Annotated in this window: 24 protein-coding genes and 2 riboswitches; of the genes, 19 read left to right on the forward strand and 5 right to left on the reverse strand. The window is 63.8% G+C overall.

Annotated features, from left to right (window positions below; all coding sequences use genetic code 11):
- Positions 1-35 precede the first annotated feature (35 nt).
- Positions 36-1,352 carry a hypothetical protein gene (locus ACIP02_RS23705; RefSeq protein WP_400621390.1) on the forward strand — a complete coding sequence of 439 codons (1,317 nt, stop codon included), beginning with the start codon at positions 36-38 and terminating at the stop codon, positions 1,350-1,352.
- Between the two features lie 142 nt (positions 1,353-1,494).
- Here the strand turns inward: ACIP02_RS23705 and calA are convergent, their stop codons facing one another.
- Entirely contained in the window at positions 1,495-2,547 is a 1,053-nt protein-coding gene (calA, locus tag ACIP02_RS23710; protein ID WP_400621393.1) for a vanillin reductase, read from the reverse strand.
- Between the two features lie 182 nt (positions 2,548-2,729).
- Between calA and ACIP02_RS23715 the strand changes: the two genes are divergently transcribed.
- The 4 genes from ACIP02_RS23715 to ACIP02_RS23730 all read left to right on the forward strand — a co-directional run bounded on the left by ACIP02_RS23715 (position 2,730) and on the right by ACIP02_RS23730 (position 8,070).
- Positions 2,730-3,635 (forward strand): AraC family transcriptional regulator N-terminal domain-containing protein, encoded by a 906-nt coding sequence (locus ACIP02_RS23715; RefSeq protein ID WP_400621396.1) that lies wholly within the window; start codon positions 2,730-2,732, stop codon positions 3,633-3,635.
- A 431-nt stretch (positions 3,636-4,066) separates the two neighbouring features.
- Entirely contained in the window at positions 4,067-4,573 is a 507-nt protein-coding gene (locus ACIP02_RS23720; RefSeq protein WP_400621399.1) for a sigma-70 family RNA polymerase sigma factor, read from the forward strand.
- On the forward strand, positions 4,570-5,547 hold the full coding sequence (locus ACIP02_RS23725; protein WP_400621402.1) for a FecR domain-containing protein: 978 nt from the start codon (positions 4,570-4,572) through the stop codon (positions 5,545-5,547). The genes ACIP02_RS23720 and ACIP02_RS23725 overlap by 4 nt, the downstream gene beginning before the upstream one ends.
- Before the next feature lie 90 nt (positions 5,548-5,637).
- Positions 5,638-8,070: a TonB-dependent siderophore receptor gene (locus ACIP02_RS23730; RefSeq protein ID WP_400621405.1), complete on the forward strand. Its 2,433-nt coding sequence runs from the start codon at positions 5,638-5,640 to the stop codon at positions 8,068-8,070.
- A 7-nt stretch (positions 8,071-8,077) separates the two neighbouring features.
- Here ACIP02_RS23730 and thpR read toward each other — a convergent pair whose 3' ends face one another.
- Positions 8,078-8,623 (reverse strand): RNA 2',3'-cyclic phosphodiesterase, encoded by a 546-nt coding sequence (thpR, locus tag ACIP02_RS23735; protein ID WP_400621408.1) that lies wholly within the window; start codon positions 8,621-8,623, stop codon positions 8,078-8,080.
- 158 nt (positions 8,624-8,781) lie between these two features.
- Here thpR and lpxO point away from each other — a divergent pair, with 158 nt between their 5' ends.
- From lpxO to ACIP02_RS23750, 3 genes are all read left to right on the forward strand, one after another.
- Positions 8,782-9,681, forward strand: coding sequence for a lipid A hydroxylase LpxO (gene lpxO, locus ACIP02_RS23740; RefSeq protein ID WP_400621411.1), 900 nt, complete (start codon positions 8,782-8,784; stop codon positions 9,679-9,681).
- 238 nt (positions 9,682-9,919) lie between these two features.
- On the forward strand, positions 9,920-10,264 hold the full coding sequence (locus ACIP02_RS23745; protein ID WP_400621413.1) for a carboxymuconolactone decarboxylase family protein: 345 nt from the start codon (positions 9,920-9,922) through the stop codon (positions 10,262-10,264).
- A 78-nt stretch (positions 10,265-10,342) separates the two neighbouring features.
- Positions 10,343-10,912: a GNAT family N-acetyltransferase gene (locus tag ACIP02_RS23750; RefSeq protein WP_400621416.1), complete on the forward strand. Its 570-nt coding sequence runs from the start codon at positions 10,343-10,345 to the stop codon at positions 10,910-10,912.
- Between the two features lie 186 nt (positions 10,913-11,098).
- Here the strand turns inward: ACIP02_RS23750 and ACIP02_RS23755 are convergent, their stop codons facing one another.
- Entirely contained in the window at positions 11,099-11,845 is a 747-nt protein-coding gene (locus ACIP02_RS23755; RefSeq protein WP_400621419.1) for an outer membrane beta-barrel protein, read from the reverse strand.
- Positions 11,846-12,005: 160 nt separating this feature from the next.
- Positions 12,006-12,214, forward strand: a riboswitch (cobalamin riboswitch).
- A gap of 111 nt (positions 12,215-12,325) precedes the next feature.
- Between ACIP02_RS23755 and ACIP02_RS23760 the strand changes: the two genes are divergently transcribed.
- The 7 genes from ACIP02_RS23760 to ACIP02_RS23790 all read left to right on the forward strand — a co-directional run bounded on the left by ACIP02_RS23760 (position 12,326) and on the right by ACIP02_RS23790 (position 20,751).
- A complete protein-coding gene (locus ACIP02_RS23760) occupies positions 12,326-14,452 on the forward strand; it encodes a TonB-dependent receptor (RefSeq protein WP_400621422.1) in 2,127 nt (708 codons plus the stop codon).
- A 196-nt stretch (positions 14,453-14,648) separates the two neighbouring features.
- Complete coding sequence (locus tag ACIP02_RS23765) at positions 14,649-15,815, forward strand: DUF1624 domain-containing protein (RefSeq protein WP_400621425.1); 1,167 nt, start codon at positions 14,649-14,651, stop codon at positions 15,813-15,815.
- Positions 15,816-15,843: 28 nt separating this feature from the next.
- Positions 15,844-16,043: riboswitch (cobalamin riboswitch) on the forward strand.
- A gap of 110 nt (positions 16,044-16,153) precedes the next feature.
- The gene (locus ACIP02_RS23770) at positions 16,154-17,164 is read left to right on the forward strand and encodes an ABC transporter substrate-binding protein (RefSeq protein ID WP_400621428.1); all 1,011 of its coding nucleotides are present in this window, start codon (positions 16,154-16,156) and stop codon (positions 17,162-17,164) included.
- Positions 17,164-18,180 carry a FecCD family ABC transporter permease gene (locus tag ACIP02_RS23775; protein WP_400621431.1) on the forward strand — a complete coding sequence of 339 codons (1,017 nt, stop codon included), beginning with the start codon at positions 17,164-17,166 and terminating at the stop codon, positions 18,178-18,180. The genes ACIP02_RS23770 and ACIP02_RS23775 overlap by 1 nt, the downstream gene beginning before the upstream one ends.
- Positions 18,177-18,965 (forward strand): ABC transporter ATP-binding protein, encoded by a 789-nt coding sequence (locus ACIP02_RS23780; RefSeq protein WP_400621434.1) that lies wholly within the window; start codon positions 18,177-18,179, stop codon positions 18,963-18,965. Before ACIP02_RS23775 ends, ACIP02_RS23780 begins: the two co-directional genes overlap by 4 nt.
- Positions 18,966-18,982: 17 nt before the next feature.
- Positions 18,983-19,417 (forward strand): pseudoazurin, encoded by a 435-nt coding sequence (locus ACIP02_RS23785; RefSeq protein WP_400621437.1) that lies wholly within the window; start codon positions 18,983-18,985, stop codon positions 19,415-19,417.
- Complete coding sequence (locus ACIP02_RS23790; protein ID WP_400621440.1) at positions 19,414-20,751, forward strand: OprD family porin; 1,338 nt, start codon at positions 19,414-19,416, stop codon at positions 20,749-20,751. Before ACIP02_RS23785 ends, ACIP02_RS23790 begins: the two co-directional genes overlap by 4 nt.
- A gap of 325 nt (positions 20,752-21,076) precedes the next feature.
- Here ACIP02_RS23790 and ACIP02_RS23795 read toward each other — a convergent pair whose 3' ends face one another.
- A complete protein-coding gene (locus ACIP02_RS23795) occupies positions 21,077-21,391 on the reverse strand; it encodes a hypothetical protein (RefSeq protein ID WP_400621443.1) in 315 nt (104 codons plus the stop codon).
- Positions 21,392-21,523: 132 nt separating this feature from the next.
- Positions 21,524-22,021 (reverse strand): GNAT family N-acetyltransferase, encoded by a 498-nt coding sequence (locus ACIP02_RS23800; protein WP_400621446.1) that lies wholly within the window; start codon positions 22,019-22,021, stop codon positions 21,524-21,526.
- Between the two features lie 131 nt (positions 22,022-22,152).
- Here ACIP02_RS23800 and ACIP02_RS23805 point away from each other — a divergent pair, with 131 nt between their 5' ends.
- The 4 genes from ACIP02_RS23805 to ACIP02_RS23820 all read left to right on the forward strand — a co-directional run bounded on the left by ACIP02_RS23805 (position 22,153) and on the right by ACIP02_RS23820 (position 25,835).
- The gene (locus tag ACIP02_RS23805; protein ID WP_400621449.1) at positions 22,153-22,632 is read left to right on the forward strand and encodes a hypothetical protein; all 480 of its coding nucleotides are present in this window, start codon (positions 22,153-22,155) and stop codon (positions 22,630-22,632) included.
- Positions 22,633-22,692: 60 nt separating this feature from the next.
- On the forward strand, positions 22,693-24,264 hold the full coding sequence (locus ACIP02_RS23810; RefSeq protein ID WP_400621452.1) for a diguanylate cyclase: 1,572 nt from the start codon (positions 22,693-22,695) through the stop codon (positions 24,262-24,264).
- A gap of 209 nt (positions 24,265-24,473) precedes the next feature.
- On the forward strand, positions 24,474-25,250 hold the full coding sequence (locus ACIP02_RS23815) for a ParA family protein (protein WP_400621455.1): 777 nt from the start codon (positions 24,474-24,476) through the stop codon (positions 25,248-25,250).
- 174 nt (positions 25,251-25,424) lie between these two features.
- Positions 25,425-25,835 carry a DUF2946 family protein gene (locus ACIP02_RS23820; protein ID WP_400621457.1) on the forward strand — a complete coding sequence of 137 codons (411 nt, stop codon included), beginning with the start codon at positions 25,425-25,427 and terminating at the stop codon, positions 25,833-25,835.
- Positions 25,836-25,877: the final 42 nt, after the last annotated feature.

A 25,877-nucleotide genomic window follows, 5' to 3' on the forward strand; every position in this document is an offset into this window, starting at 1 on the left:
TGAAACGCATGTGTAACAAGGAGCCCGATCCGCTCATGGACAAGCAGCACCCCCAGCAGCAATGGCAACAGGCGGTTACCGCCTATGCCCAGGCCGTCAACGACTACATCGCGCAGGGCCGTGCGCAAGGCTGGGACAACCTTGAAGAGCCACCGGTGCCAGCCACCGGGCACCTGCTCGACGCTTGGCTGGCGGCCCTGCAGGTGGCCAACCGCCCGGGTGCCGACGAGCAGCAACGCCAGGCCTTCCGCGCCGCCTGGCCCCCTGCGCATCAACCCCTGCTGCCGTTGCTCGATGACCACGGCCAAGGTATCAGCAACGTCCTGCTGCTGGATGACAACAGCCTGCTGGCACGCATCGGCATGCCCTACGACAAGGGCCAGGTGGTGCGTATCGACCACCATGGGGTGACCCCGGTGATCGGCATCGAGCACTTCGGTCGCTGCCCGAAGCGGCGCTACTTCGCCCTGGCCAATGCCGAAGGTGTGCGCGTGACCGATGGCTGGGGCGGCCCGCAGGTGCAGCGCCTGGCCTGGCCGACCGGGTTGGAGGGGTTGCCAGCGGGTTACCCGTTCGAACCATTCGACTTGCCGCCCACGCCGACCACGCTGACGCCCTTCCCCGATGGCCAGCGCGTGCTGCTGGTAAGTGCCGAAGGCACCTTTGTATTGGCCACCGAGGGCGCGACTCGCCTGCTGCCAAACCAGACGCGGATTTTCGATGAGTTGGCTGAAGGTACCGAGCCGGAAGACATCAACCTTGGGCTGAGCATGGAGCATGGTGCAGTGTCGGCGGATGGCCACTGGATCGTGGTGGGTGAGCAAGGCAGCCGGCATCGGGTGCTGGACGACCAGCTCAGGCTTGTGGCCGAGATCGGCCCCGGCAGCGAATACCCGCACTTTGCGCTGTTCAACCGGGCCGGTGACCAATTGATCCTGAACGCCTGCCACTTCTACAGCGGTGCCACGCTGGCAGCCCGGGTGGCTGATCTGCCAGGGCTGCAAACCGACTACTACAGCCAGGACCCGCGTACCCCGCTGGTGCAGGACGGCGCGCGGGTGTATGCCGGGGTAGCGCGCACTGGCGAGTACATCGTAGGGGATGCCTATGGCTACCTGCGGGCGTTTGGCGAAGACGGTAGGGAGCATTGGGAGCACTACCTGGGGTCGACCATCAGTGCCATGGATATCAGTGTCGACGGGCGCACACTGGTGGCGGCGAGCCATGCGGGGATAGTGTCGGTGATTGCACTCGACATTGGGCGGCCAGCATGGCAGATCGGGACCGGGGCGCATGGCGAAGTGCGGCGGTGGTTGTTCTGGAAAGGCTGGGACAGGGCGATGGTCTGGTAGCCGATCCAGCACCTTTGGTACCTGTGCCGGCCTCTTCGCGGGTGAACCCGCTCCTACAGGGGACGCAACAAATTTCGGACTCTGTGCGGTCCTTGTAGGAGCGGGTTTACCCGCGAAGAGGCCGGCCCTGGCAACCGATCAATCAACCCTGCAAAGTGGCCATATCGATCACAAACCGGTACTTCACATCCCCCGCGATCATGCGCTCATACGCCTGGTTGATATTGCGAATATCCAGCATCTCGATATCGCAACGGATATCGTGCTTGGCGCAGAAATCCAGCACTTCCTGAGTTTCCGCAATGCCGCCAATCAACGACCCCGCCAGCACCCGGCGCTTGAGTACCAGGTTGGCCGCGTGCACCGCCGGGTCGATCGGCTCGATCAGGCCGACCAGAATGTGCACACCGTCGAACTTCAGGGTTTCCAGGTACGGGTTCAGGTCGTGCTGCACCGGAATGGTGTCGAGCAGGAAATCGAAACGGTCGGCTGCAGCGCGCATCTGCTCGGCATCGGTGGACACGATCACATGGTCGGCCCCCTGGCGCCGGGCTTCCTCGGCTTTGGCCTGGGAGCGGGTGAACAGGGTCACTTCCGCGCCCAGGGCCTTGGCCAGTTTGATGCCCATGTGGCCCAGGCCGCCCATGCCGAGGATGCCGACCTTGTGGCCCGGGCCGACGCCGTGGTGCTTCAGCGGCGAATAGGTGGTGATGCCGGCGCACAGGATGGGCGCGGCGCTCGGCAGGCCCATGCCGGCCGGGATGCGTACCACGAAGTGCTCGCTGACCACGATGCTGCTGGAGTAACCGCCCATGGTGTTGCTGCCGTCGACCCGGTCCGGGGTGGCGTAGGTCATGGTCGGACCTTCCAGGCAGTATTGCTCCAGGTCCTTGGCGCAGGCCTCGCAGTGACGGCAGGAGTCGACCATGCAGCCAACGCCGACCAGGTCACCGACTTTGTGCGTGGTGACCTGATCGCCCACCGCCGTGACCCGGCCGATGATCTCGTGGCCTGGCATCAGCGGGTACACGGCAATGCCCCATTCATTGCGCGCCTGGTGGATGTCGGAGTGGCACACGCCGCAGTACAGGATCTCGATGGCGACATCGTCCGGCCGCGGGCTACGGCGCTCGAACGTCATGGGGGCCAGTGGGCTGGTGGGGGTTTGGGCGGCGTAACCGATGGCGGTGTACATGCAGGGCCTCGCAAGAAAGTGAAACGATTCAGGCGGCGCATTCTGCGCGCCGTTTGTTGCTTCGCCCACGGCTGATTCTCCGGCATGCATGCCTGATTCTCCGAACATGCCAAGCGCCATCTGGCGCTATGCAGTCAATCTGCGATGATTAGGCTGTCTGATTCTCTGCCCTCTGGTTGACCATGCAACTGACCCGCCACGTCGACGCCAACGCGCCGCTTTGCGCACTGATCCGCTGCCTCGCCGTACGGCCAGGCTTCGTACCCACCCACCTGCCCCAGGTACAGGTACTGAGCTGGGACCACTACGTGGCCAGCAGCCCGCAGATCTACGAACCCAGCCTGATGATCCTGGCCCAGGGCAGCAAGCTGGCGCGTTTGGGGCCGCGCACCCTGGAATACGGTGCCGGGCATTACCTGGTGCAGGCGCTGTCGGTACCGTTCATGTGCGAAACCTTCGCCACCCGCGAAGCGCCCCTGCTGGGCGTGGCGGTGGACATTGACCGTGGCGTGCTGGGTGAGTTGGTGCAGAGCATGGACCTGGCGCCAGACGCTGCGGTGCAGGCGCAAACCCCGCAATCGATGACCTCGGCAGCGCTGGATGCGCCGATGCGCGAAAGCGTGGAGCGGCTGCTGCATTGCCTGCAGGACCCGCTGGATGCCAAAGTACTGGGCCCGGCGCGCGTGCGCGAGGTGTTGTACACCGCCCTGCGCGGCCCGCAGGCTGGCGTGTTGCGGGCGCTGGTGGAACAGCAAGGGCACTTCGCCCGCATTGGCGCAGCCCTCGCCCACTTGCGTGAGCACTACAGCGAGCCATTGAGCGTGGAAGCCCTGGCCGCGCGCGCCAACATGAGCGTTTCGACCTTTCACGAGCACTTCAAGCGCTGCACCGACATGGCGCCGATGCAGTACCTCAAGCGCCTGCGGCTACTCAAGGCGCAGCAGATGCTGATTGGCGAAGGCCTGGGCGTGGCGCAGGCGGCGCACCGGGTGGGCTACCAGAGCACGTCGCAGTTCAGCCGCGAGTACAAGCGCCAGTTCGAGCGCAGCCCGGGGGATGAGCTGCCGTATCAGAGTTTGCCGGTGTAACGAAGCCAATTTGCAAAGCATATGTGTTCGCCGTGCCTTTGGCATCGCCTATGCGATCGAGCGCCGCCCGCGCGGCGCTTCGCGGCGCAAGGCCGCTCCCACATCTGTTTCGGGCCAATCACTCCTGTGGGTTCACCGCTGGCCGCCTTGTTTGTTCCATTCGATACCGGCGGCGCCACTGCTCTTCAGCATTCTCCAGCCATGCACCCAGGGTGCACGCGCCAAACGCACAGGAGTAACTGGCCCGAAACAGATGTGGGAGCGGCCTTGCGCCGCGAAGCGCCGCGCGGGCGGCGCTCGATCTCACAGGCACCCAACATTTCAAGGCAAGCACCTGTCAGCCCTCACTGCTTAACTGACGCCCCATTGCAGGACATCAAACGACCCGGCTACTATTGAGAACGATTTTCACTCACGACGGATGCCAGGCGTTGGACAGCACATCAACCCGAAAACTGGGCTTCTTCTTCAGCGACCATCATCGCTGGTTGCTCCAGCACATCCACAAACGCCTGCGCAACCACGCCGATGCCGAAGACACCGCGGCCGAAACGTTCTGCCAGATGCTTGGCGCACGGGTCGACCCGGACAGCCTCCAGCAGCCGCGCGCCTACCTGACAGTCATCGCCCGCCGGCTGATCTTCGACCGCCATCGCCGCCGCCAACTCGAACAGGCCTACCTGGAACATCTGGCCCGGCTGCCCGAGGCTGTCGCCCCCTCCGCCGAGGAGCAGTTGCTGCTGATCGAGGCCTTGGTAACCATCGACCAAGTGCTGGATGGCTTGCCAACGGCGGTTAAAGCCACTTTCCTGTACAGCCAGCTGGACGGTATGACTTACGCCGACATCGCCGTAAGACTGCAGATCAGCGAGCGCTCCGTCAGCCGCTACATGAAGCAGGCGTTGCGCCAATGCTACCTGTGCGAGCTTGAGGTATGAGCAGGCCCGACCTGGACCGCGTCAGCGAGCAGGCCATCGACTGGATGGTCGCGCTGCGCGCCGCCACACCAAACCAGGCATTGCTGCAACGTCTGCAAATGTGGCTGCAGCAACACCCTGCCCACCAGCAAGCCTGGCAGCGCCTGGAGCAACGCCTCGGCTATTCGTTCGCCACCTTGCACCGCCTGGAGCAACGCGCCCCTGGCCAAGCCGCAGAAGCACGCCGCTTGCTGCTGCAACCGACCCGCTCACGCCGTGAAATGCTGGGCGCCATGGCCAGCCTCGGCCTGTTCGGCTCGGCCCTGTGGGGCGGATGGCGCAGCGACACGGCCCAAGGCTGGCTGGCCGACCTGCACACCGGCCGCGGCGAGCGGCGCAGCTTTACACTGGCCGACGGCAGCCGCCTGAGCCTGAACAGCGCCAGCGCCGTGGATGTGCAGTTCGATGGCGGACAACGGCTGTTGCTGCTGCGCCACGGTGAGTTGTTGATCCAGGTGGCGCGCGACCCACAGCGGCCACTGCGGGTGCGCACGGCACAGGGGTACGTGCAGGCGCTGGGCACGCGTTTTCTGGTCAGCCAGGAAGCCAATGCCACCCGCGTGGTGGTGCTGCAACACAGTGTCCGCGTCAGCCTGGTCGATGGCCAGTGGGCAGAGCTGCAACAAGGTCAGGCAGCCTTGCTGCACAACCACGGCATCGAGCGCCTGAGCGGCGAGCAACTGCAACGGGCCGCTTGGCTGGACGGCCGCCTGGAGGTGCTCGACCAGCCACTGCGTGCCGTGGTCGAAGCGCTGCGTCCCTATCAGCGTGGCTACATCCGGCTTGCCCCCGCCGCACGTGACCTGCGTGTGCAAGGTGTGTTCCCGCTGGACCAACCGCAACAGGCCCTCTCGGCATTGGCTGAAGCGTTGCCGATCACCGTAGAACGCTACGGCCCATGGCTGACCTTGATTGATCGAAAAACCAGCCAATGAAAATATTTCTGAAAATCATTCGCAAAGCTGGCAAGTTTTCGGTGCTCGTCCCACATACCTCCTGAAAGCCACTTCATTCGGGAGTAATCCGTGTACAACCCCTGGCCCCGCGCCCTGCCTCTTGTCGCCGCCTTTGCCAGCTTCAATGTGCTAGCCCAGGCGCAAACCCTTGCATTCGACCTGCCGCCCGCCAGCCTTGCCCATACGCTCAACCGTATTGCCAGCCAGAGCGGGCACATCATCGCCCTGGAACCTGGGCTGGTGCGCGACAAGCAGGCGCCTGCCGTGGTTGGCCAGATGAGCGCCGAACAGGCGATGCAGGCCGCGCTTGCCGGCAGTGGCCTGCAGTTGCGAGTGTCCGCCGAGGGCCACTTCAGCGTGGCCCCTGCCAGCCTGGGGGATGACGTAATGGAGCTGGGCACAACCAGCATCAACGACAACTACCTGGGCGCCACCAGCGAAGGCAGCGGCTCGTATGCCGCGCGTGCAGTGACCTTGGGCAAGGGCAGCCACACGCTCAAGGAAATCCCCCAGTCAGTCACCGTCATCACCCGCAAGCGACTGGATGACCAAGGCATCACTGACTTACAGGACGCGCTCAACCACACCACTGGCATTGTCGGCGCACAGGGCATTGGCCCAGGCGTGGTGGTGACTTCGCGCGGCTTCCAGATCGACGACTGGCAGTACGATGGCGTGCCGATTCCGCGCAACAACTACTCGCTGGGCAACTGGGCGACCCAGGACCTGGTGTTCTTCGACCGCGTCGAAGTGCTGCGCGGGGCTTCGGGCCTGCTGCAAGGCACCGGCAGCCCAGGTGGCGCGATCAACCTGGTGCGCAAGCGCGGCCAGGCAGCACCGACCGTCACCCTCACCGGCAAGGCCGGTTCCTGGGACCATTACGGCCTGCAACTGGATGCCGGCGGCCCGCTGACCAGCGACGGCCGGGTGCGCGGGCGGATTGTCGCCGACGAAGACCAGAGCGACAGCTTCATCGATTATGTGTGGACCAAGAACCACTCGCTGTACGGTGCGCTGGACATTGACCTCAGCGATGCAACCACCGTAGGCGGCGGTATCAGCTACAGCCGACAGCAGTCCAGGCCGATGCTGCGTGGCCTGCCGCGTTACGCCACCGGCCAGGCCATCGACTTGCCGCGCTCAACCTACACCGGCGCGCGCTGGAGCCGCGCAGAGAACGACGTCACCACCTACTACCTGGACCTGGAACACCGCCTCAACGATGACTGGGCGTTCAAGGCCGCGGCCGTGCGTATGGACGAAGTGAACACGTCCACTCACCAGCGCGTGCAGAGCACCGGCGTAGGCGTTGAACCCGACGGTAGCGGCATCACTTACGCCGACTGGCTCACTGATTTTCACTCGACCAAACTCGGCCTGGACATGAACGTGGTCGGCCACTTCGACACTGGCCCCTTGGCCCACGAAATCACCTTGGGCGGCAACTACTCCAAGCTGACCTCGGACGACGCCTACTGGCGCAACTTTGATGCTGGCGGCAACATCTTCGACATCGACCATGATCGCCCGGAGCCCAGCCGTGACAGCGTCTTCGACGGCGACCTGGCACGCTCCAACCGGGCCAGCTATGACATCCGCCAGAAGGGCCTGTATGGTGCCTGGCGCGTCAAACCGACCCAGGACCTTACGCTGATTCTCGGCTCGCGTGTCAGCTGGTTCGACTACAGCTGGGACTCGATCGACTTCAACAGCCTGACCGACCCGGGTACCCGCTACCCGACCAGCCGCATGACCGAATCGGGGCAAGTCACCCCCTATGCCGGCTTCATCTACGACCTGACCCGCGAATGGGCCTGGTACGCCAGCTACACCGATGTGTTTGTCCCGCAAACCGAACGCGCGGTGGGCAATACGCCACTCAAACCGATCATCGGCAGCAACTACGAAACGGGCCTGAAGGGTGAGTTGCTCGACGGCCGGGTCAACGCCTCGCTTGCCCTGTTCCGCTATGACCAGGAAAACCGCGCAGTCACCGACGTGGCCTCGGGCTTCGCCTGCGACGACTGGTACTGCTCTACCGCTGCCGGCAAGGTGCGCAGCCAGGGTGTTGAGGCAGAGATCAGCGGCGAAGTGCTGAGCGGCCTGCAACTGTTTGCCGGCTACACCTACAACACCACCAAGTTCCTGGACGACCCAGACGAAAAAGGCCGCACCTTCAGCCAGTGGACCCCAAAGCACATGCTGCGTGCATGGGCCGACTACACCTTGCCGCTGGACAGCCAACGCTGGAGCACCGGCCTGGGTTTCACCACCCAGAGCCACACCTTGGGCTACGAGCGTACCTACACCGTGCCCGGCTACACGGTGTGGAGTGCACGCCTGGCCTACCAGCTGACGCCTGAAGTGAACGTTGCCGTCAACGCTAACAACCTGTTCGACAAGAAGTATTGGGTCGCAGGCTTCAACCAGCTCAATGGCAGCAACAACTACGGCGAGCCGCGCAACTTCCTGTTGACGGTCAAATACACCCCCGAGTTGTAAGCCACGGTCATTGCGCCAGCGGCCACTGTGCCAGGGGCCAGTAGGCGCCCTTGCGTGACTCGTACAGGCCGAAGTGACGGGCGCCGAGGAAAAATTCCGGCGCACTGGCAGCCTCCGGCGGCTGGCCGCGGTAATCCCTGGACAGGGTCAGGTGCGGGCGATAATCGCGGCTGGCCGCTTCCACCCCCAACGGCAGCAGCGCCTGCTGCAGGCCGTACACCAGTTGCAGCAGTGCCGGCGGTACCTGCTGCGCCTCCAGCACCAGGGCGCCGACCCGCGGCCACACCTGCAGGCGGTCGAGCAGCAAGCGTGGCGCCGAGCCTGGTAGCGTCAACTGGTCGACCGCCGCACAGATTGCAGGCACCTGAGCGGCATCGACGTCACCCAGGAACAGCAACGTCACATGGAAGTTGGCAGCCGGCACCGGCTTGCCACTGCGCAGGTTCAGGTTGCGCCGCCACTGGGCCAACGCCCGGCGCTGGGCATCGCTGACCGGCAAGGCGAAGAACAGCCGCTTGAACGGGCTGCCGCTGGGGCGTAGATCCTGAACCATACGAACTCCTGAACCTGAAACGTTTGCGCAAGACTGTAGGGTATTACACCAATGTCGCCCTGCAGTTTCGCAACAATAAGTGCAAATAACCCTCATGATTGTTTATGCTGGCGGGCTAATGCCATCAAGCATGGCCATTTTTCGACAAGTAAACGTCCATGAAAATTGCACTCGTACTTATCTTCGTCCTCTCGATCGCCTATGTTCACCTGCGCGGTCGGGTGCGCCACAAGCTGACCCGTCAGCTGGGCGACCACTCCAGTTTCCTGGCCCCGGTCAACAGCTTCCTGTACCTGTTTTCCAAACATCCGGCCAAGCCCTATCTGCCGGTCGAGGCGTTCCCCGAGTTGAAACCGTTGCAGGACCACTGGCAGGAAATCCGCGAGGAGGGCCGCCAGTTGCTGCAAGTGGGCGAAATCAAGAAGTCCGAGAATTACGATGACGTCGGTTTCAATTCATTCTTCAAGACCGGCTGGAAGCGTTTTTACCTGAAGTGGTACGGCGAGAGCCACCCATCGGCGATGGCCCTGTGCCCCCGTACCACCGAGCTGCTGCAAGGCATCGGCACGGTCAAGGCGGCCATGTTCGCCACCCTGCCACCGGGCGCCAAGCTGGTGCGTCACCGTGACCCGTATGCCGGTTCGTACCGCTACCACCTGGGCCTGGACACGCCGAACGATGACGGTTGCTACATCGACGTGGACGGCGAGAAGTATTCGTGGCGCGATGGCGAGGGGGTGGTCTTCGACGAAACCTACATTCACTACGCGGCCAACAACACCGAACACAACCGCATCATCCTTTTCTGCGATGTCGAGCGCCCGCTCAAGTACCGCTGGGCAACCGCGTTCAACCGCTGGTTCAGCCGCAACGTCATGGCCGCTGCCGCCGCGCCGAACACTGCCGGCGACAAGACCGGCGGCATCAACCGCCTGTTCACCCGCATCTACAAGATCCGTGAGCGCGGCAAGGCGCTGAAGAAACGTAATCGCATGCGCTACTACCTGGAGAAGTGGGCCGTCGTTGCTGCATTGGTGCTGGTGTTCATCTACATCTGAAGGCTGTACGCAATCCCTTGTAGGAGCGGCTGTAGGAGCGGCTTTAGCCGCGAACACCGGCACAGCCGGTGCCATCCACCGCATCGCCTGCTTCGCGGGTAAACCCGCTCCCACAAGTACTGCGCTGGCTTCGAGTTCACGCAGTACCCTGTGCACACCCACCAAAGTACAAGCCTCACACCTGCCACTCTTCGGCTAGCCTGAAAGCTCCACTCGCAACCACCCCAAGGTGACGACGATGAGCATGATGGACTGGGACGCCTACCGTAAGCAGTTGATGGCCGGCATCGGCGACCTCAAGCAACTGTCCCCCGACACCGTGGCCGGCTACATGACCGCCAGCGGTGCCGGGGCCAAGACCAACCACCTGGACGCCAAGACCCGCGAGCTGATCTCGTTGGCCGTGGCCGTGACCACCCGCTGCGACGGCTGCATCGCCGTGCACTCGCAGCAGGCGGTCAAGCATGGCGCCAGCCGCGAGGAAATTGCCGAGGCACTCGGCGTGGCCGTGGCAATGAACGCCGGTGCCGCGCTGGTCTACTCGGCGCGGGCCATGGATGCCGTGGGCAACGCCAGCAACTGAGCCCGAACGGCACCGCCGCCCTTGCACGACGGTGCCGTGCCCTCCAGACTGGGCCCCTTAGCCCGCGCAGGAACCCGCATGATCCACATCCGCCCCATGACCGCCGAAGACTTCGAGCGCTTCTGGCCCACCTTCCGGGCCATTGTCCAGGCCCGTGAAACCTACGCTTTCGACCCCGCCCTGAACATCGAACAGGCCCGCCAACTGTGGCTGGAGCTGCCCTTGCACACGCTGCTGGCCGAAGAGGACGGCGCACTGCTCGGCTCGTACTACCTCAAGGCCAATGCGGCCGGGCCTGGCGCGCATGTGGGCAATTGCGGCTACATGGTCTGCGAACAGGCGCGGGGGCGCGGCGTGGCCCGGTTGCTGTGCGAACACTCGCAGAAGCTGGCCCGCCAGGAAGGTTTTCTGGCCCTGCAGTTCAACTCGGTGGTCGCCAGCAATGAGGTGGCCGTGGCGCTGTGGCACAAGCTGGGCTTCGAGACCGTTGGCCGCTTGCCCAAGGCCTATCGCCATGCCCGCCTGGGGCTGGTGGACTGCCTGGTGATGTACAAGTGGCTGGCCGATGAGCCAGTAGTGGAGAAGCCGCCGCTGCTGATCGGGCGCAAGAATATCGAGGCGCGGGTGTCGCGGCGACGCGGGCGCTGATCTTCACTCGCAGGTTCGGCCTCTTCGCGGGCTTGCCCGCTCCCACAGCACTGCACATAAGTCATTGAATTAGCGAGGACACTGAGGGAGCGGCTTTAGCCGCGAACACCGGCAAAGCCGGTGCCATGCACCGCGTTGGATTCTTCGCGGCTAAAGCCCCCGCAGGGTATTGCTAACCGCTCTGGCTCAGAACGCCAGGCCCACCTTCACGCCGAACTCGTCACGCTTGAGCTTGGTGTTGTCCGCCACCGGGGTGTCCTCGTCCAGCTTGTACTCGGTACGGGTGTAATAAACCCCGGCCTGCACCGGCAAGCCACCCTGCTGGTTCATCAGCAACGTGACCTCGGCATAGGGGTTGGTGCGGTCCTTCAGGTCGACCGTATCGCTGCCAAAGTCGTCAACCTTCAGCCGGGCGCGGCCGTCGAGAGTATGGCGCGCGCCTACTTCCACGCGCAAGGTCGAGGCATCGAACTGGTGATTGTAGCCCAGCGCGGCCTTGGCAAACGGCGACTTCACAGTGAGCTTGGTATCAAGGTCGTTGATCTCCGGCTCGAAACGCGACCAGCTGTAGCCGCCCCCCACAGTCACGTCGACAAAGTTGCGGGCGTCCAGCGCCGCGCGCCAGCCGAGGTCAAGGTCGGCTTGGGCTTCCTTGAGTTTGTTGTCGTTCTTCTTACCATACTTGGCTTCTGCGCCGAGCTGGTAGATGAAGCCGGACTCAGCGGTCATCTTGTTGCCGAAGGTTGCGAATACCCCGCCCTGGCCCATATGTTCCTTGTCGCTTTCGCTACCGCCTTCGAACTTGAATGTGTCGTAGGCACCCGACAGGCCAAGGGTGAACAGCGGGTCGGTGCTAGGTGCGGCGATGGCCGCCAGCGGCGCGGCGATCAGGGCGAACAGGCAGGTGTGGCGCAACAGTTGACGAGCAGGCATGCGTGAAGTCTCCATGACTTGATAACCAATGACGAACGACCGGTTCGAGAACAGCGGCACTGAGAAAGTTCGAAAAAAAGTGAGCTGAAAAGTGCAACCTCGCGTTCACACAGATCATTCACCGCGCGCCAGTATTTGACGCCCCAACGTTTCGATGCTCAGATGCACGCCAGTTTCAGGTGTCCTGCGCCGCCGCGCGCAGGGTGAAACGGGAAGCCGGTGCGTCGTATTGCCCACGACAAGTCCGGCGCTGCCCCCGCAACGGTAAGCGAGCGAACCCTTCGACATACCACTGTGCACACGCATGGGAAGGTGAAGGTTTCATGCCCCTCGCAAGCCCGGAGACCGGCCTGAAGCATCACTTGGCAACCCGCGGTGGGCGGGCGCAGGCCGGTATCCGTGCGCGCGCCTGCCTGCACGGAACGCCTCCTTTGCGTGTTTTCCACCGGGATCCATTCATTCCTGCAGCAGTGGAACGACATGTCCCGTATGTTCAAGCTTCACCCCCTGGCGGCCTGCCTGGCCGTCGCCCTGCCGGCCCTGGCCGATGACTGTGAGCCGCAACCCCTGGCCTTGCCTTCAACGGCCATTACCGGCAGCCTCGACAGCCGCACTGTCGACTTGGCCACACCCACCCAGGCCGGCTCGCGCCTTGGCCTCAGTGCCCTGGAAACACCCGCCAGCACCAGCAGCATCAGTGCCGAGCAAATCCAGCAGCGCAACAACCTCACTGTGCAGGATGCCGTTACCCGCTCGCCAGGCATCACCTTCGTCGGCTCCCCGGGCGATGGCGGCACCGGCCTGTCCGCCCGTGGTTTTGCCGGACACAGCTCAGTCATGACCTTGTTCGACAGCGCGCGCCTGTTCACGGGTGCCGGCACCCAGACCTTCCCGGTCGACCCGTGGATGGTCGAGCGCATCGACGTGATCCGTGGCCCCGCCTCTGTGCTGTTCGGCGAAGGCGCCACGGGCGCGGTGGTCAACGTGATCCCGAAGAAGCCGTTTGCCGGCGAGGTGCGCAACCACCTGCGCCTGGGCTACGGCTCGTGGGACCGCCAGCAATTAGGCCTCGATAGCGGCGGCAGCCTCAGCGAGCGCCTGAGCTATCGCCTAACCCTGAACCAGCAGGCCGGCAATGGCTGGGTCGACCGTACCACTTCGCGCAGCCTGGCCCTGAGCGCGGCACTGCGCTTCGACGCCAGTGAAGACCTCAGTTTCACCCTTGCCCATGACCGCGGTGAGGCACAACCTGCCAACTACTACGGCACCCCGCTGATCGACAGCCACTACCGCAGCAGCCTGCACAAGAAAAACTACAACGTGCAGAACGACGTGCAGCGCTACGACGATGAGTGGACCCGGCTGACCACCGACTGGACGTTGAACGACCACGTCAGCGCCAGCAACCAGCTGTACTACATCAAGAGCCGCCGCCACTGGCGCAATGCCGAGAACTACGACTGGGATGCCGAGCGCCAGCAGTTGCAGCGCGGCAGCTACCTGGAAATCAAGCACAACCAGGAGCAGTTCGGCGACCGTCAGACGTTCACCTTCGATCACTCGCTGTTCGGCCTGGCCAGCAAGACCGTACTCGGCGCCGAGTACAACAAGGTGCGTTTCAACGTCGACAGCAACGCCCCTTACAACGATGTCGGCGGGGATTACATCGACCCGTGGCAACCCCGGCCAGGCTGGTTCCACAGCGCCTCGCCACTGCGCCCGCAAACCCTGTCCACTACCCACACATTTGCCCTGTTCGCCGAAAACCGCCTGCTGCTGAGTGATCGCCTGTCGCTGGTGACCGGCGTGCGCCGCGATCAGAACCACATCGACCGCGACAACCTGACCAACAACAGCCGCAGCGACCGCAGCCTGCATGGTGGCAACTGGCGCGTCGGGCTGGTGTACGCGCTCAGTGACGAGCTGTCGCTGTATGGCCAGTACTCCACCAGCGAGGACGGGGTGAACAACCTGATCAGCCTTAGCCCGAGCCAGATGCACTATGACCTGACCGAAGCGAAGCAGACCGAAGTGGGCCTGAAACAACGCTTCTGGGACGGCCGTGGCGAATGGACCCTGGCGGCCTACCACATCGTCAAGAAAAAGCTGCTGGTGGACGACCCGATCACCCACGAGCAACAACAAGCCGGCCAGCAGACATCCGATGGCCTGGAAGCGACCCTGGAGCTGGCGCTGGCGCACCAGTGGCAGGTGTCGGCCAACGCCTCGCTGGTGCGCGCCAGGTATGACGACTTTGACGAGGTGGTCGGTGGCGTGGCGCAGAACCGCGCCGGCAACCGGCCAACCAACGTGCCACGGCGTACGGCCAACCTGTGGCTGAGCAAAGGCTTCGGCCAGCAGGTGGAGGCTGGCATTGGAGCGCGCTATGTGGGTGAGCGCTATGCCGACACCGCCAACACCCAGAGCGCACCCGGCTACACCGTGGTCGATGCCAATATCGCCTGGCAGGTGCTACCGGATGTGAAGCTGGGCTTGCAGTTGAACAACCTGTTCGACCGCGAGTATGTGCAGTCGGCGTTCAGCGGGCAGCAGTGGCTGATGGGGATGCCGCGGTCGTATTTTGCGACGGTGGATTACAGCTTCTGATCTGAGCTGGCCTCTTCGCGGGTAAACCCGCTCCTACAACGGACAGCGTCAATCTGGAGGGTGTGCTGTGCCTGTGTAGGAGCGGGTTTACCCGCGAAGAGGCCCGCACTGCCAACACAAAAACCACTACCAACCCCTAATCAATTAGTTATAAGATAACGTTTCACTTGACATCAATTCCCATCAGCGACCCTCCATGACAAGCGCCAGCGCCACCCCTACCCTGCTTACCCAGCGCCTGCAGAGCATCGATGCCCTGCGCGGCCTGGTGATCCTGTTCATACTCCTGGACCACGTCCGCGAGACCTTCTTCCTGCACCGCCAGGTCAGCGACCCAATGGCCATCGACACCACCGAGCCGTCGCTGTTCATCAGCCGCACCCTGGCCCACTTGTGCGCGCCGGTGTTCGTCCTGCTGACCGGTCTTTCCGCCTGGCTGTACGGCGAGAAATACCAGGGCCGTGGCGATGTCTCGGCGTTTCTGTTCAAGCGCGGGCTGTTCCTGGTGGTGCTGGAGTTCACCCTGGTCAACTTTGCCTGGACCTTCCAGTTGCCGCCCAGCGTGATCTACCTGCAGGTCATCTGGGCCATTGGTATCAGCATGATTGCCCTGTCGCTGCTGGTATGGTTGCCACGCGCCGCGTTGCTGGCGCTGGGGGCGGTGATCATCGCTGGCCACAACCTGCTCGACAGCCTGCACTTTGGCGTGGAATCGGCCCTGCATGTGCCATGGGCGATCCTGCATGACCGCGGCTGGCTGGAATGCTCCGACAGCCTGCGCCTGCGCACCTCGTACCCGGTGCTGCCGTGGATCGGTGTCATCGCCCTGGGCTATGGCCTGGGCCCCTGGTTCGCCCGTGGCAGCGAGGCCGGGCAGCGTCAGCACCGCCTGCTGCTGGCCGGGTTGCTCGCGCTGCTGGGCTTTGTCGTACTGCGTATGCTCAACAGTTATGGCGAAGCACCGTGGAGCGGCTACCCCACCTTCATGCAAACCCTGATGAGCTTCTTCAACATCACCAAATACCCACCGTCGCTGCTGTTCCTGGCGCTGACTCTGGGCTGCGGCCTGCTGTTGCTGCGCGCCTTCGAACGCGCCGGCCAGGCACGCTGGATCAGTGCCCTGGCGGTGTTCGGTGCGGCACCGATGTTCTTCTACCTGCTGCACCTGTATGTGCTGAAGCTGCTGTACCTGGCCAGCGTGGCTCTGTTCGGCCTCAACCACGGCGACTACTTCGGCTTCGACGGCATCGCCGGGGTGTGGCTGGGCGCCGTGCTGCTGGCAGTTTCGCTGTACCTGCCGGTGCGCTGGTTTGCCCAGCTGAAACAGCGCCGTCGCGACATGCGCTGGCTGAAGTACTTCTGAAAAGCGTTTTCACCCGGCGGCGCGATGGTCTACCATGCGGGCCGCCGGTTTCCACCACGGAATTAATAGGGAATCCCGGGCCCGTCCTTTCGGGCCAATCGGAACTGCCCCCGCAACTGTAGGTGCCGAGCCTGCTCCATCGATGCCACTGGGTGTAACTGCCCGGGAAGGCCGGAGCCGGGCCGTGACGCACCAGTCAGGAGACCTGCCGGCCTACATTCACCAACCGGCGGGGTGTCCGGGATTGGCTATCAGTGTTGCCCCTGCCGCCAGCGGGGGCGCGGCGATGCCTGTCCGTGCGTTCATTCCGTGAACTGTCCGATAGGAGATCGCCCAGCATGCTGCCCCGTTTCGCCACCCTGCTCGCCGGCCTCGGCCTCACCGGCCTGGCCCAGGCTGCCGCCACCCACTACCCGCTGACGGTCGACAACTGCGGCAAACCGCAGACCTTCGCCCAGGCGCCGCAGCGCGCGGTCACCATCGGCCAGGCCGGTACCGAGATGCTTTACGCACTGGGCCTGGGCGACAAGCTGGCGGGTACCTCGCTGTGGTTCAACAACGTGTTGCCCGAGTACCAGGCGGTGAACGCCAAGGTGCCGCGCCTGGCCGACAACGACCCCAGCTTCGAGGCGGTGGTCGGCAAACGCCCGCAGCTGGTGGCGGTGCAGTTCGAATGGATGGTCGGCGCCCAAGGCGTGGTCGGCACCCGTGAGCAGTTCGATGAGCTGAAGATCCCCACCTACCTCCTGCCTTCGGACTGCGAAGGCAAGGACAACCTGGTCGGTGCCGACGGCACCCGCTTGCAGGCGTTCCAGGTAGACAGCATCTACAAGAGCGTCAGCCAGCTGGCGGAAATCTTCGACGTGCAGGCGCGTGGGGCGGCACTGAACGCCGAGCTGAAAGGCCGACTGGATGGCGCCAAGGCGCAACTGGCCGGCAAGGACCTGTCGGGCACGTCGGCACTGTTCTGGTTCTCCAGCGCCGATCTGGATATCGACCCGTATGTGGCGGGCCGCCAGGGTGTCGCCGACTTCATGCTGCGCACCCTCGGCGTGCGCAACGTGGTCGAATCCAGCGAGGAATGGCCAACCGTAGGCTGGGAAACCCTGGCCAAGGCCAACCCGACCTGGCTGATCATCGCCCGCATGGACCGCCGCCGCTTCCCCGCCGACGACTACCAGAAGAAACTGGCATTCCTGCGCAGCGACCCGGTCACGCGCAACATGGACGCGGTAAAACACGACCGCATCATCATCCTCGATGCCGACGCCATGCAGGCTGGCATCCGCCTGTTCACCGGGCTGCAGACCTTGTCCACAGCCTTCGTCAGCGGTAAAGCAACCCAGTGATGGCGCGCCTGTTACCCTGCATCGCAGTTGCCCTGGCAGCCTTGCTGGTCGCCCTGCTGGCCGGTACTGCCATCGGCGAAACCAACCTGCCGCCCAGCGTGGTCGGCCAGGTACTGGCCAACCACTTGTGGCAGGCCGGCTACCCGGTCGACCCGATCGACGCCGGCATCGTCTGGAACTACCGTCTTACCCGTAGCCTGGTCGCGGCGGCTTGCGGTGCTGGCCTGGCCACGTGCGGGGTGATCCTGCAGGCGCTGTTGCGCAACCCCTTGGCCGAACCCTACCTGCTGGGGCTGTCTGCCGGTGCCTCGACCGGGGCCGTACTGGTCGGCCTGCTGGGGCTTGGCAGCCTGGCCTTGAGCATGTCTGCCGGGGCCTTCATCGGCGCCCTGGCCGCCTTCGCCCTGGTGCTGGTGCTGGCCCGCGCCGCTGGCCCCAGCAGCAACAACGCCCAGGTGATCCTCGCCGGGATCGCCGGCTCACAACTGTTCAACGCCCTGACGGCGTTCCTTATCACCAAGTCGGCCACCGCCGAGCAGGCACGCGGCATCCTGTTCTGGCTGCTGGGCAACCTCAGCGGCGTGCGCTGGCCTTCGGTGTGGCTGGCGGTGCCGGTGGCGCTGTTCGGTTTGCTGGTGTGCCTGTGGCATCGTCGTGCGCTGGATGCGTTTACCTTCGGCACCGATTCGGCAGCCTCGCTGGGTATTGCGGTGCGGCGTACCCAATTGCTGCTGATCAGCTGTGCGGCACTGGTGACGGCAGTGATGGTGTCCATCGTTGGCGCCATCGGTTTTGTCGGGCTGGTCATCCCTCATGCCCTGCGCCTGCTGCTTGGGCCCGGGCACAGCCGCCTGCTGCCCGCCAGTGCGCTGGGCGGGGCGTTGTTCCTGATTGCCGCCGATATCCTTTCGCGCACACTGATCAGCGGCCAGGTGATCCCGGTGGGTGTGGTCACTGCCCTGATCGGTGCACCGGTGTTCGCGCTGATCCTGGTCAGCCGCCGGGGGCGCCCATGACGGTCATGACCACTGTCGCCATTGCGCCACTCAGCTGCCAGGGCCTGGGCCTGCAACTGGCCGGCAACCCAGTACTCAACGGTATCGACCTCAACGTGGTCGCCGGCGAAACCCTGGGCATCGTCGGCCCCAACGGCTCTGGCAAATCGTCGCTGTTGAAATTGCTGGCTGGCCTGCGCAAGCCGGCCAGCGGCCGTGTGCAGTTGATGGGCGAGCCACTGGCCCAGATGCCCCGCCGTCGTGTTGCCCAGACCCTGGCGCTGGTCGAGCAACAGGCCGACACCCTCGATGCCATCAGCGTGTTCGACGCGGTTGCCTTGGGGCGTACGCCGTGGCTGTCGGCGCTGGCACCGTTCTCCCGCGAAGACCGTGCCATCGTCGAGCAGGCGCTGGCCGACCTTGATGCCTTGCACCTGCGCACACGCCTGTGGGGGTCGCTGTCCGGTGGTGAGCGCCAGCGCGTGCACATCGCCCGCGCCCTGGCCCAGCGGCCACAAGTGCTGCTGCTGGATGAGCCGACCAACCACCTGGACATCCAGCACCAGCTGAGCCTGCTGCAACAGGTACAGGCCCTGCCGGTAACCACCCTGGTGGCCCTGCATGACCTCAACCAGGCGCTGACTTGCGACCGTGTCGCGGTGCTCGACAAAGGCCGCCTGGTCGCCCTTGGCACACCGTTCGAGGTGCTTACCCCCGAACGCCTGCTGAGTACCTTTGGCGTTCACGCCCACTACCTCATCGACCCTTTCGACGGCGCGCGCATCCTGCGCTTTCGCGCCCCCTGAACCAGGAAGTTCAACCCATGCTGTTACGCCCCTTCGCCCTGCTGCTTGCCAGCACCTTGCTTGCCCCTGCCGCGCTGGCTGAAGTGCATGAAGTAAAAATGCTCAATCGCGGCAGCGACGGTGCCATGGTCTACGAACCGGACCACCTGCACATCGCCCCCGGCGACAGCGTACGCTTCCTGCCGACCCAGAGCGGGCACAACGCCGCCAGCGTGGCGGGCCTGCTGCCCGCCGGGGCCGAACCGTTCAAGAGCAAGCTGAACCAACCGTTCGAGCAAATCTTCACGGTACCCGGCTTGTATGGCATCCAGTGCATTCCGCACCTGGCGATGGGCATGGTGATGGTGGTCCAGGTGGGTGACGCAACGGCTGCCGAACTGCCCGCCAGCTTGCCGGCCCGGGCAAAAGCCCGGTTCGCAGCGCAACTGCAGAAACTTGAGGCAGGCCAGTGAGCCGCCTCTGGTTGACGCTGCCCCTGCTGGGGCTGGCACCTTTCGCCCTGGCCGACCCGGCCCAGTCGCAAAGCAACGGTTTTGTCGAGGACGGCAGCTGGAGCATCCTCAACCGCAGCGTGTTCGACCAACGCGACTACAAGCACGGCGGGCGCAACAGCGCTGCGCGCAACGCCTACAAGCCGCGCAACGACCGTAATGGCAAGGCCGAGGAATGGGCCTATGGCTTGATGGGCAGCTTCCAGTCCGGCTTCACCCAAGGGTTGATAGGGGTCGGCGTCGATGCCCACGCCTACCTGGGTGTACAACTCGACAGCGGCGGTGGGCGCGCGGGCAAGGCACGCTTGCTGGGCGTCGATCACGACGGGCACCCGAAGAACGTATACAGCCGTGGCGGCGCGGCGGTGAAGCTGCGCCTTTCCAATACCGTGCTGTCCTACGGCGAGCAACGGGTCAAGACCCCAGTGTTCAGTTCCTCCGACAGCCGCCTGTTGCCCGAGACCGCCACCGGTTTCTTCCTCACCAGCAACGAATTCGACACGCTCAAGCTGGTGGCCGGGCATTTCAACGAAAGCACCGACCGCAACGCCTCAAGCCATGATCAGGGCTTTGTGGTGAACTACTCCAACGGTCGCCAGGGCAACAGCTTCAACCTGGCCGGCGCAGTGTGGAACCCAAGCGCCGCGCTCAGCGCCAGCCTGTACACCTCGCGCTATGAGGACAGCTGGAACCAGCATTACCTGGGCAGTACCCTCAGCCATGCGCTGGATGACCACCGCAGCGTCAGCCTGGACCTCAACCTTTACCGCACCACCGACACCGGCAAGGCGCTGTCCGGGCGTATCGACAACACCACCTGGAGCCTGGTCTCGCGCTATAACCAGGGGCCACACGGCTTCAGCCTGGGCTGGCAGCAGGTGGACGGCAACACGCCATTCGACTATGTAACGCGGGGCGCGATCTTCATTGCCAACGCAGTGCAGATGTCGGACTTCAACGCGCCGAACGAAAAGTCGTGGCAGGCGCGTTATGACCTGAACATGGGTGCCTACGGCGTGCCAGGCTTGAACTTGACGGCATTGTACGTGCGCGGGTTCGACATCGATGGCACCCATGTCGACCCCAACGGCGGGTATGCGTACCTGGGCTATGGCAAGGGTGGCAAGCATTGGGAGCGCGACCTGGAAGCACGTTACGTGGTGCAGAGCGGCAAGGCCAAGGGCACCACGTTTTCACTGAGGCATAACGTGCACCGGGGGAATACGGCGCAGGCGGAGCTGGATGGGGACCAGATCCGGCTGGCGGTGGAATGGCCGATATCGGGTGGGTTCTGATAGACCGCGTTGCCTGAGATGGGGCTGCTTTGCAGCCCATCGCGATGCAAGGCCGCTCTCATAGAACAAACTCTAACTTATTGATTTGGTGAAACTTGTGGGAGCGGGCTTGTCCCGCGAACACCGGCAAAGCCGGTGCCAGACACCGCGTTGCCTGCTTCGCGGGACAAGCCCGCTCCCACAATGGCCATTGTTCTCTGCGAGACAGCGCAGCCCGGAAGGACTGGGTGATCTCCTACAGGGATCGCGCACAGTTCGGTTTGACGCGATCCCCTGTAGGAGCGGCCTTGCGTCGCGAAAAGGCCGCACAGCGGCCCCTGGTCTGTCAGGCAACCGAGCTTCCCGCAGGTAGCAACCCCCACTCCACACGCTCCTGCTCACTCATCGCTGCCACCACCTCGGCAAACGCACGCTCCAGCGCCGGACTGACATGGCCAAAAGCCCGGTAATGCGTCAGCAAGTAGCGCTCCACGGCCCTTGGCCAGAGCCTTTCCTTATGCGCCGCCTTGATGAGGCCCTTGGCGTGGTGCGGCTTTGCCCCACGCCACAAGGCCATCAACCGGCGCTCGAAATCTTCATAGGTCCACAGGTCTGTGCGGTCGTCGAACTCATCCAGCAGTTTGAGCCTGTAAAGGGCCATGTATGCCATCGTGAAACTCCCCCCTGATGCCATGAAATAATCGTGCACAGGGGAAGTTAAGCAAGGCGTAGTGCCATGGAAATGAACGTGTAGATCACGCGTAAAGCACCGTTGTAGGCGCTTTCCCACAATTCACCCCAGCCGCAGCTGCATGTGTGTGGTTTGCCAGACCGGGTCTTGCTCCACATCCACCACAGCAAACCCTTGCCGCTCCCAGAACGCAATCGCGCCCGGCAGAAACGGATGCGTATGCAGGTACAGGCAGCCGATGCCCGCCTGTACCGCACGCGCGCGCAATGCACTGAATAACGCGGCAGCCAGGCCATGCCTGCGGTAGGCCGGCAGCACGAACAGGCGCACCACTTCGACCACCTGCTCTGCGCGATAATCAAGTTGGGCAAAACGGTGGTCATAGGGCAGGTAACCGATCACCGCTACCAGTCGCCCGTCATCGCGGGCCTCCAGGAAGCAGCCCTCACCCTCCAGGTAGGTTTCGGCGAATTGCGCCAGGTCACGCGGCAACGGCGCGTTGGCGAGCATCGGGAACAGCGCACGACGGGCGCTGTCGACAAACGCCAGCACTTCGGCAATGGCATCGCGCGGCACAGGTTGCAGGGTCCAGTTCGGCATCAGGCACTTGGCAAGGGTTGGGAGGCCAAGGTTCTACCGCAGCAGGCCGCTCAAGGCAAATCACAGGGCTCGTCGCAGCCTGGCAGACATCGGTATAATCGCCAGCCTTTACTGCCCGACCAGGCCACGCCATGCCTCGCTTCCAGAAGTTGCTGTTGCCGCTGTTGATGACTGTTGCCCTTGCCGCCTGCGACCAGAAGCCCTCCCGTGAAGAACAGATCCTCGCCCAGCTGCCGCTGCAGGATGCCTACACCCACAACATCGAACGCATGGCCGAGCTGCTCGGCCGCACGCACCCGCGGCTGTCGCAAGCCACTATCCAGGAGGTGCTGCGCAAGCACCTGACGGTCGAGGACCAGCGCCAGGACCTGTTCCGCCTGTACAGCGAAAAGAACTTCAGCGATGCCGAGTTCGCCAGCATCGTCGCTGCCACCCAGGACCCGGCCAAGGCCCGCGCCCTGGAAGACACCGAGGACGGCAAGCGCCTGAGCGAAAAGCTCACTGCGCTGATGCGCGAGACTGCCCGCGATGTGAAGGTGCAAGCCCTGGTCGAGCAGCGCATGCAGCAGGTGGAAGACGAGCTGAACGCGCTGGACATGGCAGGCTCTTGAAACGTGGCCGACAAGGTCTTCCCCATTTCGTAGCCCTCTTTAAAACAACCGAGGTCAGGATTGCCACACGCCAAGCACGGATTGCGCCTGGATCTACGTACACTCATTCTGGTGCTCTGCGCCCTTACCGCCGTGGTCATGCTGTGCGCCAGCTATTTCGCCAGTTACCGGGTGCAGCGCCAATTGCTGATCGACCATGCCCTGGAAGCCAACCGGGTGTATGCGACCAAGCTGGCCAGCATCACCGAAACCTTCATCGCCAATGCCTTGCAGCAACTGACTTACAGTGCCAGCGTACAGGGCCGGCAACAGAGCGACCCCGCTGCACTGCAGGTAGAGACCGACCGCGTGCTGGGCCAGAGCATGGCCTTCAATTCCACATTCGTGGTCGATGCCAACGGCGTGTTGCTGGCGATATCCCCTGCCCCGTTACGCCACTTGGTCGGCACCCTCGTGCAAACACCAGGCGCTCAGGAGGCACTGCGCGAACAGCGTCCGCTGGTTTCCACACCCTACCTGTCGGCTGCCAAAAATCTGATAGTGGCACTGTCACAACCCATTTTCGACAGCAACGGCCGTTACCTGGGGTATGTCGGCGGTAGCCTGTACCTGCGTGAACGCAACATCCTCAACAGCCTGTTGGGCGAACACTTCCACCAGGACGGCTCGTACCTGTATGTGGTCGATCGCAACCGCCGTCTGCTGTACCACCCCGACAGCCAGCGGGTGGGCACGGTGGTAGAGGGCAACGCGCTGATCGACCAGCTGGCGACACTGACCAGCGGCACCCGGCAACTGAGCAACAGCCTGGGCGTGGAAGTGCTCGCCGGTTACGCCACCGTCCCCAGTGCCGGCTGGGGCATCGTGGCACAGCAGCCGTTGGCGCAAACGATCATGCCGCTGAGCCCGCTGATCCAGAATGTGGTGGGCACCTCTGTCCCGTTGGCACTGGTAGGCTGCCTGCTGCTCTGGTGGCTGGCAATGACCATCGCCCGGCCACTCTGGCAACTGGCTGCCGGTGCCCGCTCGATGGACCGGGTTGGCACCGCCGAGCGCCTGCATCGGGTGCGGGCTTGGTACTTCGAGGCGGCAGAACTCAAGCGCGCCTTGTTGTTTGGCCTGAATTTGCTGCAAGAGCGCATCGGCCGGCTCAACCGTGATGCCCAGACCGACCCGTTGACCGGCCTGGGCAACCGCCGCAGCCTGGAACTCAACCTGTCGCTACTCGAAGCCGAAGGCCGGGCATTTTCGGCCATTGTGCTGGATATCGACCATTTCAAACGGGTCAATGACAACCACGGGCATGAGGTGGGCGACCAGGTGCTGCGCCGGCTGGCAGAGCTGATGCGCCGTTGTTGCCGCGAAGGTGACCTGCTATGCCGCACCGGGGGTGAGGAGTTCCTGATGCTGCTGCCGGGGGCCAGCCTGGAGGTGGCGGCAGTGGTGGCCGAACGGTTGCGGGTGACGGTGCAGGATACGCCGGTGGAGCCTGTTGGGGCGGTGACGGTTTCACTGGGGGTGGCGCGCTGGGATGGCGAGGCAGGTAGCGAGCCAGGGGAAATATTGAGTGAGGCTGACCGGGCGCTTTACCGGGCCAAGCAGGCGGGGCGTAATCGGCTGGTGATTGCCTGAGTGTGGTGCTTCTGCTGAACCGGCCCTTTCGCGGGTAAACCCGCTCCTACATCGACAGCGTTGCCCCGTAGGAGCGGGTTTACCCGCGAAAGGGCCGGTACAGGCAAAGATGAAAGTGCAGGTTGTAACAATCCTTGTCATAAAACTGCAGTGTTTCAGTCATAGGATTGACCCCAACCTGACATTTTCATTTCATGGATGAGCGTCTCATGCGTCGTGTGGTTTTCAATCAGAAAGGTGGCGTCGGAAAATCCAGCATCGCCTGCAACCTTGCTGCAGCCAGTGCTGCCGAAGGCTACCGGACCTTGCTGGTCGACCTCGACCCGCAGGCCAATGCCACCTACTACCTCACCGGCCTGGTCAATGACGCCATTCCTGCCGGCATTGCCGACTTCTTCCGCCAAACCCTGTCGCCAGTCACCGCAGCCGGCAAGAAGCACCGCGTGGCAATCACCGAAACCCGCTACAGCAACCTGCACCTGGTCACCGCCAGCCCCGACCTCAGCGACCTGCAGAGCAAGCTGGAGAGCAAATTCAAGATTAACAAGCTGCGCAAGCTGCTGGTGGAGCTGGGCGAGGAGTATGAACGGATCTACATCGACACCCCGCCGGCGCTCAATTTTTACACCTTCAGCGCCTTGGTGGCGGCCGAGCGCCTGCTGATCCCGTTCGACTGCGACAGTTTCTCGCGCCAGGCGCTGCACAGTGTCATGGCCGAGGTCGAAGAGCTGCGCCAGGACCACAACCCGGCGCTGCAAGTGGAGGGTGTGGTGGTCAACCAGTTCGCCGGTCGCACCGCCTTGCACCAGACCTTGGTCGAGCAGTTGCGCAGCGAAGGCATGCCGGTGCTGCCGGTGTACCTGAGCAGCTCGATCAAGATGCGCGAATCGCACCAGGCTTCGGTGCCGCTGGTGCACCTGGCACCGCGGCACAAGCTGGCGATGGAGTTTGTCGATTTGCTGGATGTGCTGGAGCGGGCGGCCTGATAGGTCGCTGGGCGCGCTGTGGGAGCGGGCTTGTCCCGCGAACACCGGCGTAGCCGGTGCCAAATAACGCGTAGCCCCATTCGCGGGACAAGCCCGCTCCCACACAGCGCAGCCCCAAAATTATCCGGGCAAAGCGCTACCCGACCGTTCATCAGGGTGGTAGATTCGCCCCCCATGAAAACCACCCAGCACACCCGCACGCTGACTGCCTGGACGCTCTATGCCAGCGTTCTGTTCAGCCTGTTGCTGTGTGGCTTGCACCACGGCCAGATGGGCGGCCTGCGCCTGGCCGGCCTGGAAGGTGGCTTCTGCTCGGTCAACAGCGAGCACGGCGTGGCCATCGACCTCGACGGTGCCGGTGGCGACCAGCACATGGCCCAGCTCGACTGCCCGGTGTGTTCTTCGTTCGGCCTGGCCGTGCCGCTCAGCAGCGGCGGCTGGTCGTTCACCCCGGCGCAAGCCGTGGCCACTTCGCCCATCGTCGTGCGCAGCTGGGCACAACCGCCACCACGCTATCAACGCCCCGCCCTCAACCCCCGCGCCTCCCCCGCCGTCTTCCCCGCTGCCGTTTTTCATATCGCCTGACTTCAGCCGGGCGCACTTGCCTGCGCGCTCGCCGTCAGCCAT

The organism is Pseudomonas sp. NPDC089408, assembly GCF_044749445.1.
Taxonomy (GTDB): Bacteria; Pseudomonadota; Gammaproteobacteria; order Pseudomonadales; family Pseudomonadaceae; genus Aquipseudomonas.

Bases quoted from the DNA above. Each gene is read 5' to 3' on its own strand.
- ACIP02_RS23820 (WP_400621457.1), top strand. From the start codon at position 25,425: ATGAAAACCACCCAGCACACCCGCACGCTGACTGCCTGGACGCTCTAT.
- calA (WP_400621393.1), bottom strand. From the start codon at position 2,547: ATGTACACCGCCATCGGTTACGCCGCCCAAACCCCCACCAGCCCACTG.
- ACIP02_RS23805 (WP_400621449.1), top strand. From the start codon at position 22,153: ATGCCTCGCTTCCAGAAGTTGCTGTTGCCGCTGTTGATGACTGTTGCC.
- ACIP02_RS23760 (WP_400621422.1), top strand. From the start codon at position 12,326: ATGTCCCGTATGTTCAAGCTTCACCCCCTGGCGGCCTGCCTGGCCGTC.
- ACIP02_RS23750 (WP_400621416.1), top strand. From the start codon at position 10,343: ATGATCCACATCCGCCCCATGACCGCCGAAGACTTCGAGCGCTTCTGG.
- thpR (WP_400621408.1), bottom strand. From the start codon at position 8,623: ATGGTTCAGGATCTACGCCCCAGCGGCAGCCCGTTCAAGCGGCTGTTC.
- lpxO (WP_400621411.1), top strand. From the start codon at position 8,782: ATGAAAATTGCACTCGTACTTATCTTCGTCCTCTCGATCGCCTATGTT.
- ACIP02_RS23745 (WP_400621413.1), top strand. From the start codon at position 9,920: ATGAGCATGATGGACTGGGACGCCTACCGTAAGCAGTTGATGGCCGGC.
- ACIP02_RS23775 (WP_400621431.1), top strand. From the start codon at position 17,164: ATGGCGCGCCTGTTACCCTGCATCGCAGTTGCCCTGGCAGCCTTGCTG.
- ACIP02_RS23795 (WP_400621443.1), bottom strand. From the start codon at position 21,391: ATGGCCCTTTACAGGCTCAAACTGCTGGATGAGTTCGACGACCGCACA.
- ACIP02_RS23785 (WP_400621437.1), top strand. From the start codon at position 18,983: ATGCTGTTACGCCCCTTCGCCCTGCTGCTTGCCAGCACCTTGCTTGCC.
- ACIP02_RS23800 (WP_400621446.1), bottom strand. From the start codon at position 22,021: ATGCCGAACTGGACCCTGCAACCTGTGCCGCGCGATGCCATTGCCGAA.
- ACIP02_RS23765 (WP_400621425.1), top strand. From the start codon at position 14,649: ATGACAAGCGCCAGCGCCACCCCTACCCTGCTTACCCAGCGCCTGCAG.
- ACIP02_RS23725 (WP_400621402.1), top strand. From the start codon at position 4,570: ATGAGCAGGCCCGACCTGGACCGCGTCAGCGAGCAGGCCATCGACTGG.
- ACIP02_RS23770 (WP_400621428.1), top strand. From the start codon at position 16,154: ATGCTGCCCCGTTTCGCCACCCTGCTCGCCGGCCTCGGCCTCACCGGC.
- ACIP02_RS23705 (WP_400621390.1), top strand. From the start codon at position 36: ATGGACAAGCAGCACCCCCAGCAGCAATGGCAACAGGCGGTTACCGCC.
- ACIP02_RS23815 (WP_400621455.1), top strand. From the start codon at position 24,474: ATGCGTCGTGTGGTTTTCAATCAGAAAGGTGGCGTCGGAAAATCCAGC.
- ACIP02_RS23755 (WP_400621419.1), bottom strand. From the start codon at position 11,845: ATGCCTGCTCGTCAACTGTTGCGCCACACCTGCCTGTTCGCCCTGATC.
- ACIP02_RS23715 (WP_400621396.1), top strand. From the start codon at position 2,730: ATGCAACTGACCCGCCACGTCGACGCCAACGCGCCGCTTTGCGCACTG.
- ACIP02_RS23780 (WP_400621434.1), top strand. From the start codon at position 18,177: ATGACGGTCATGACCACTGTCGCCATTGCGCCACTCAGCTGCCAGGGC.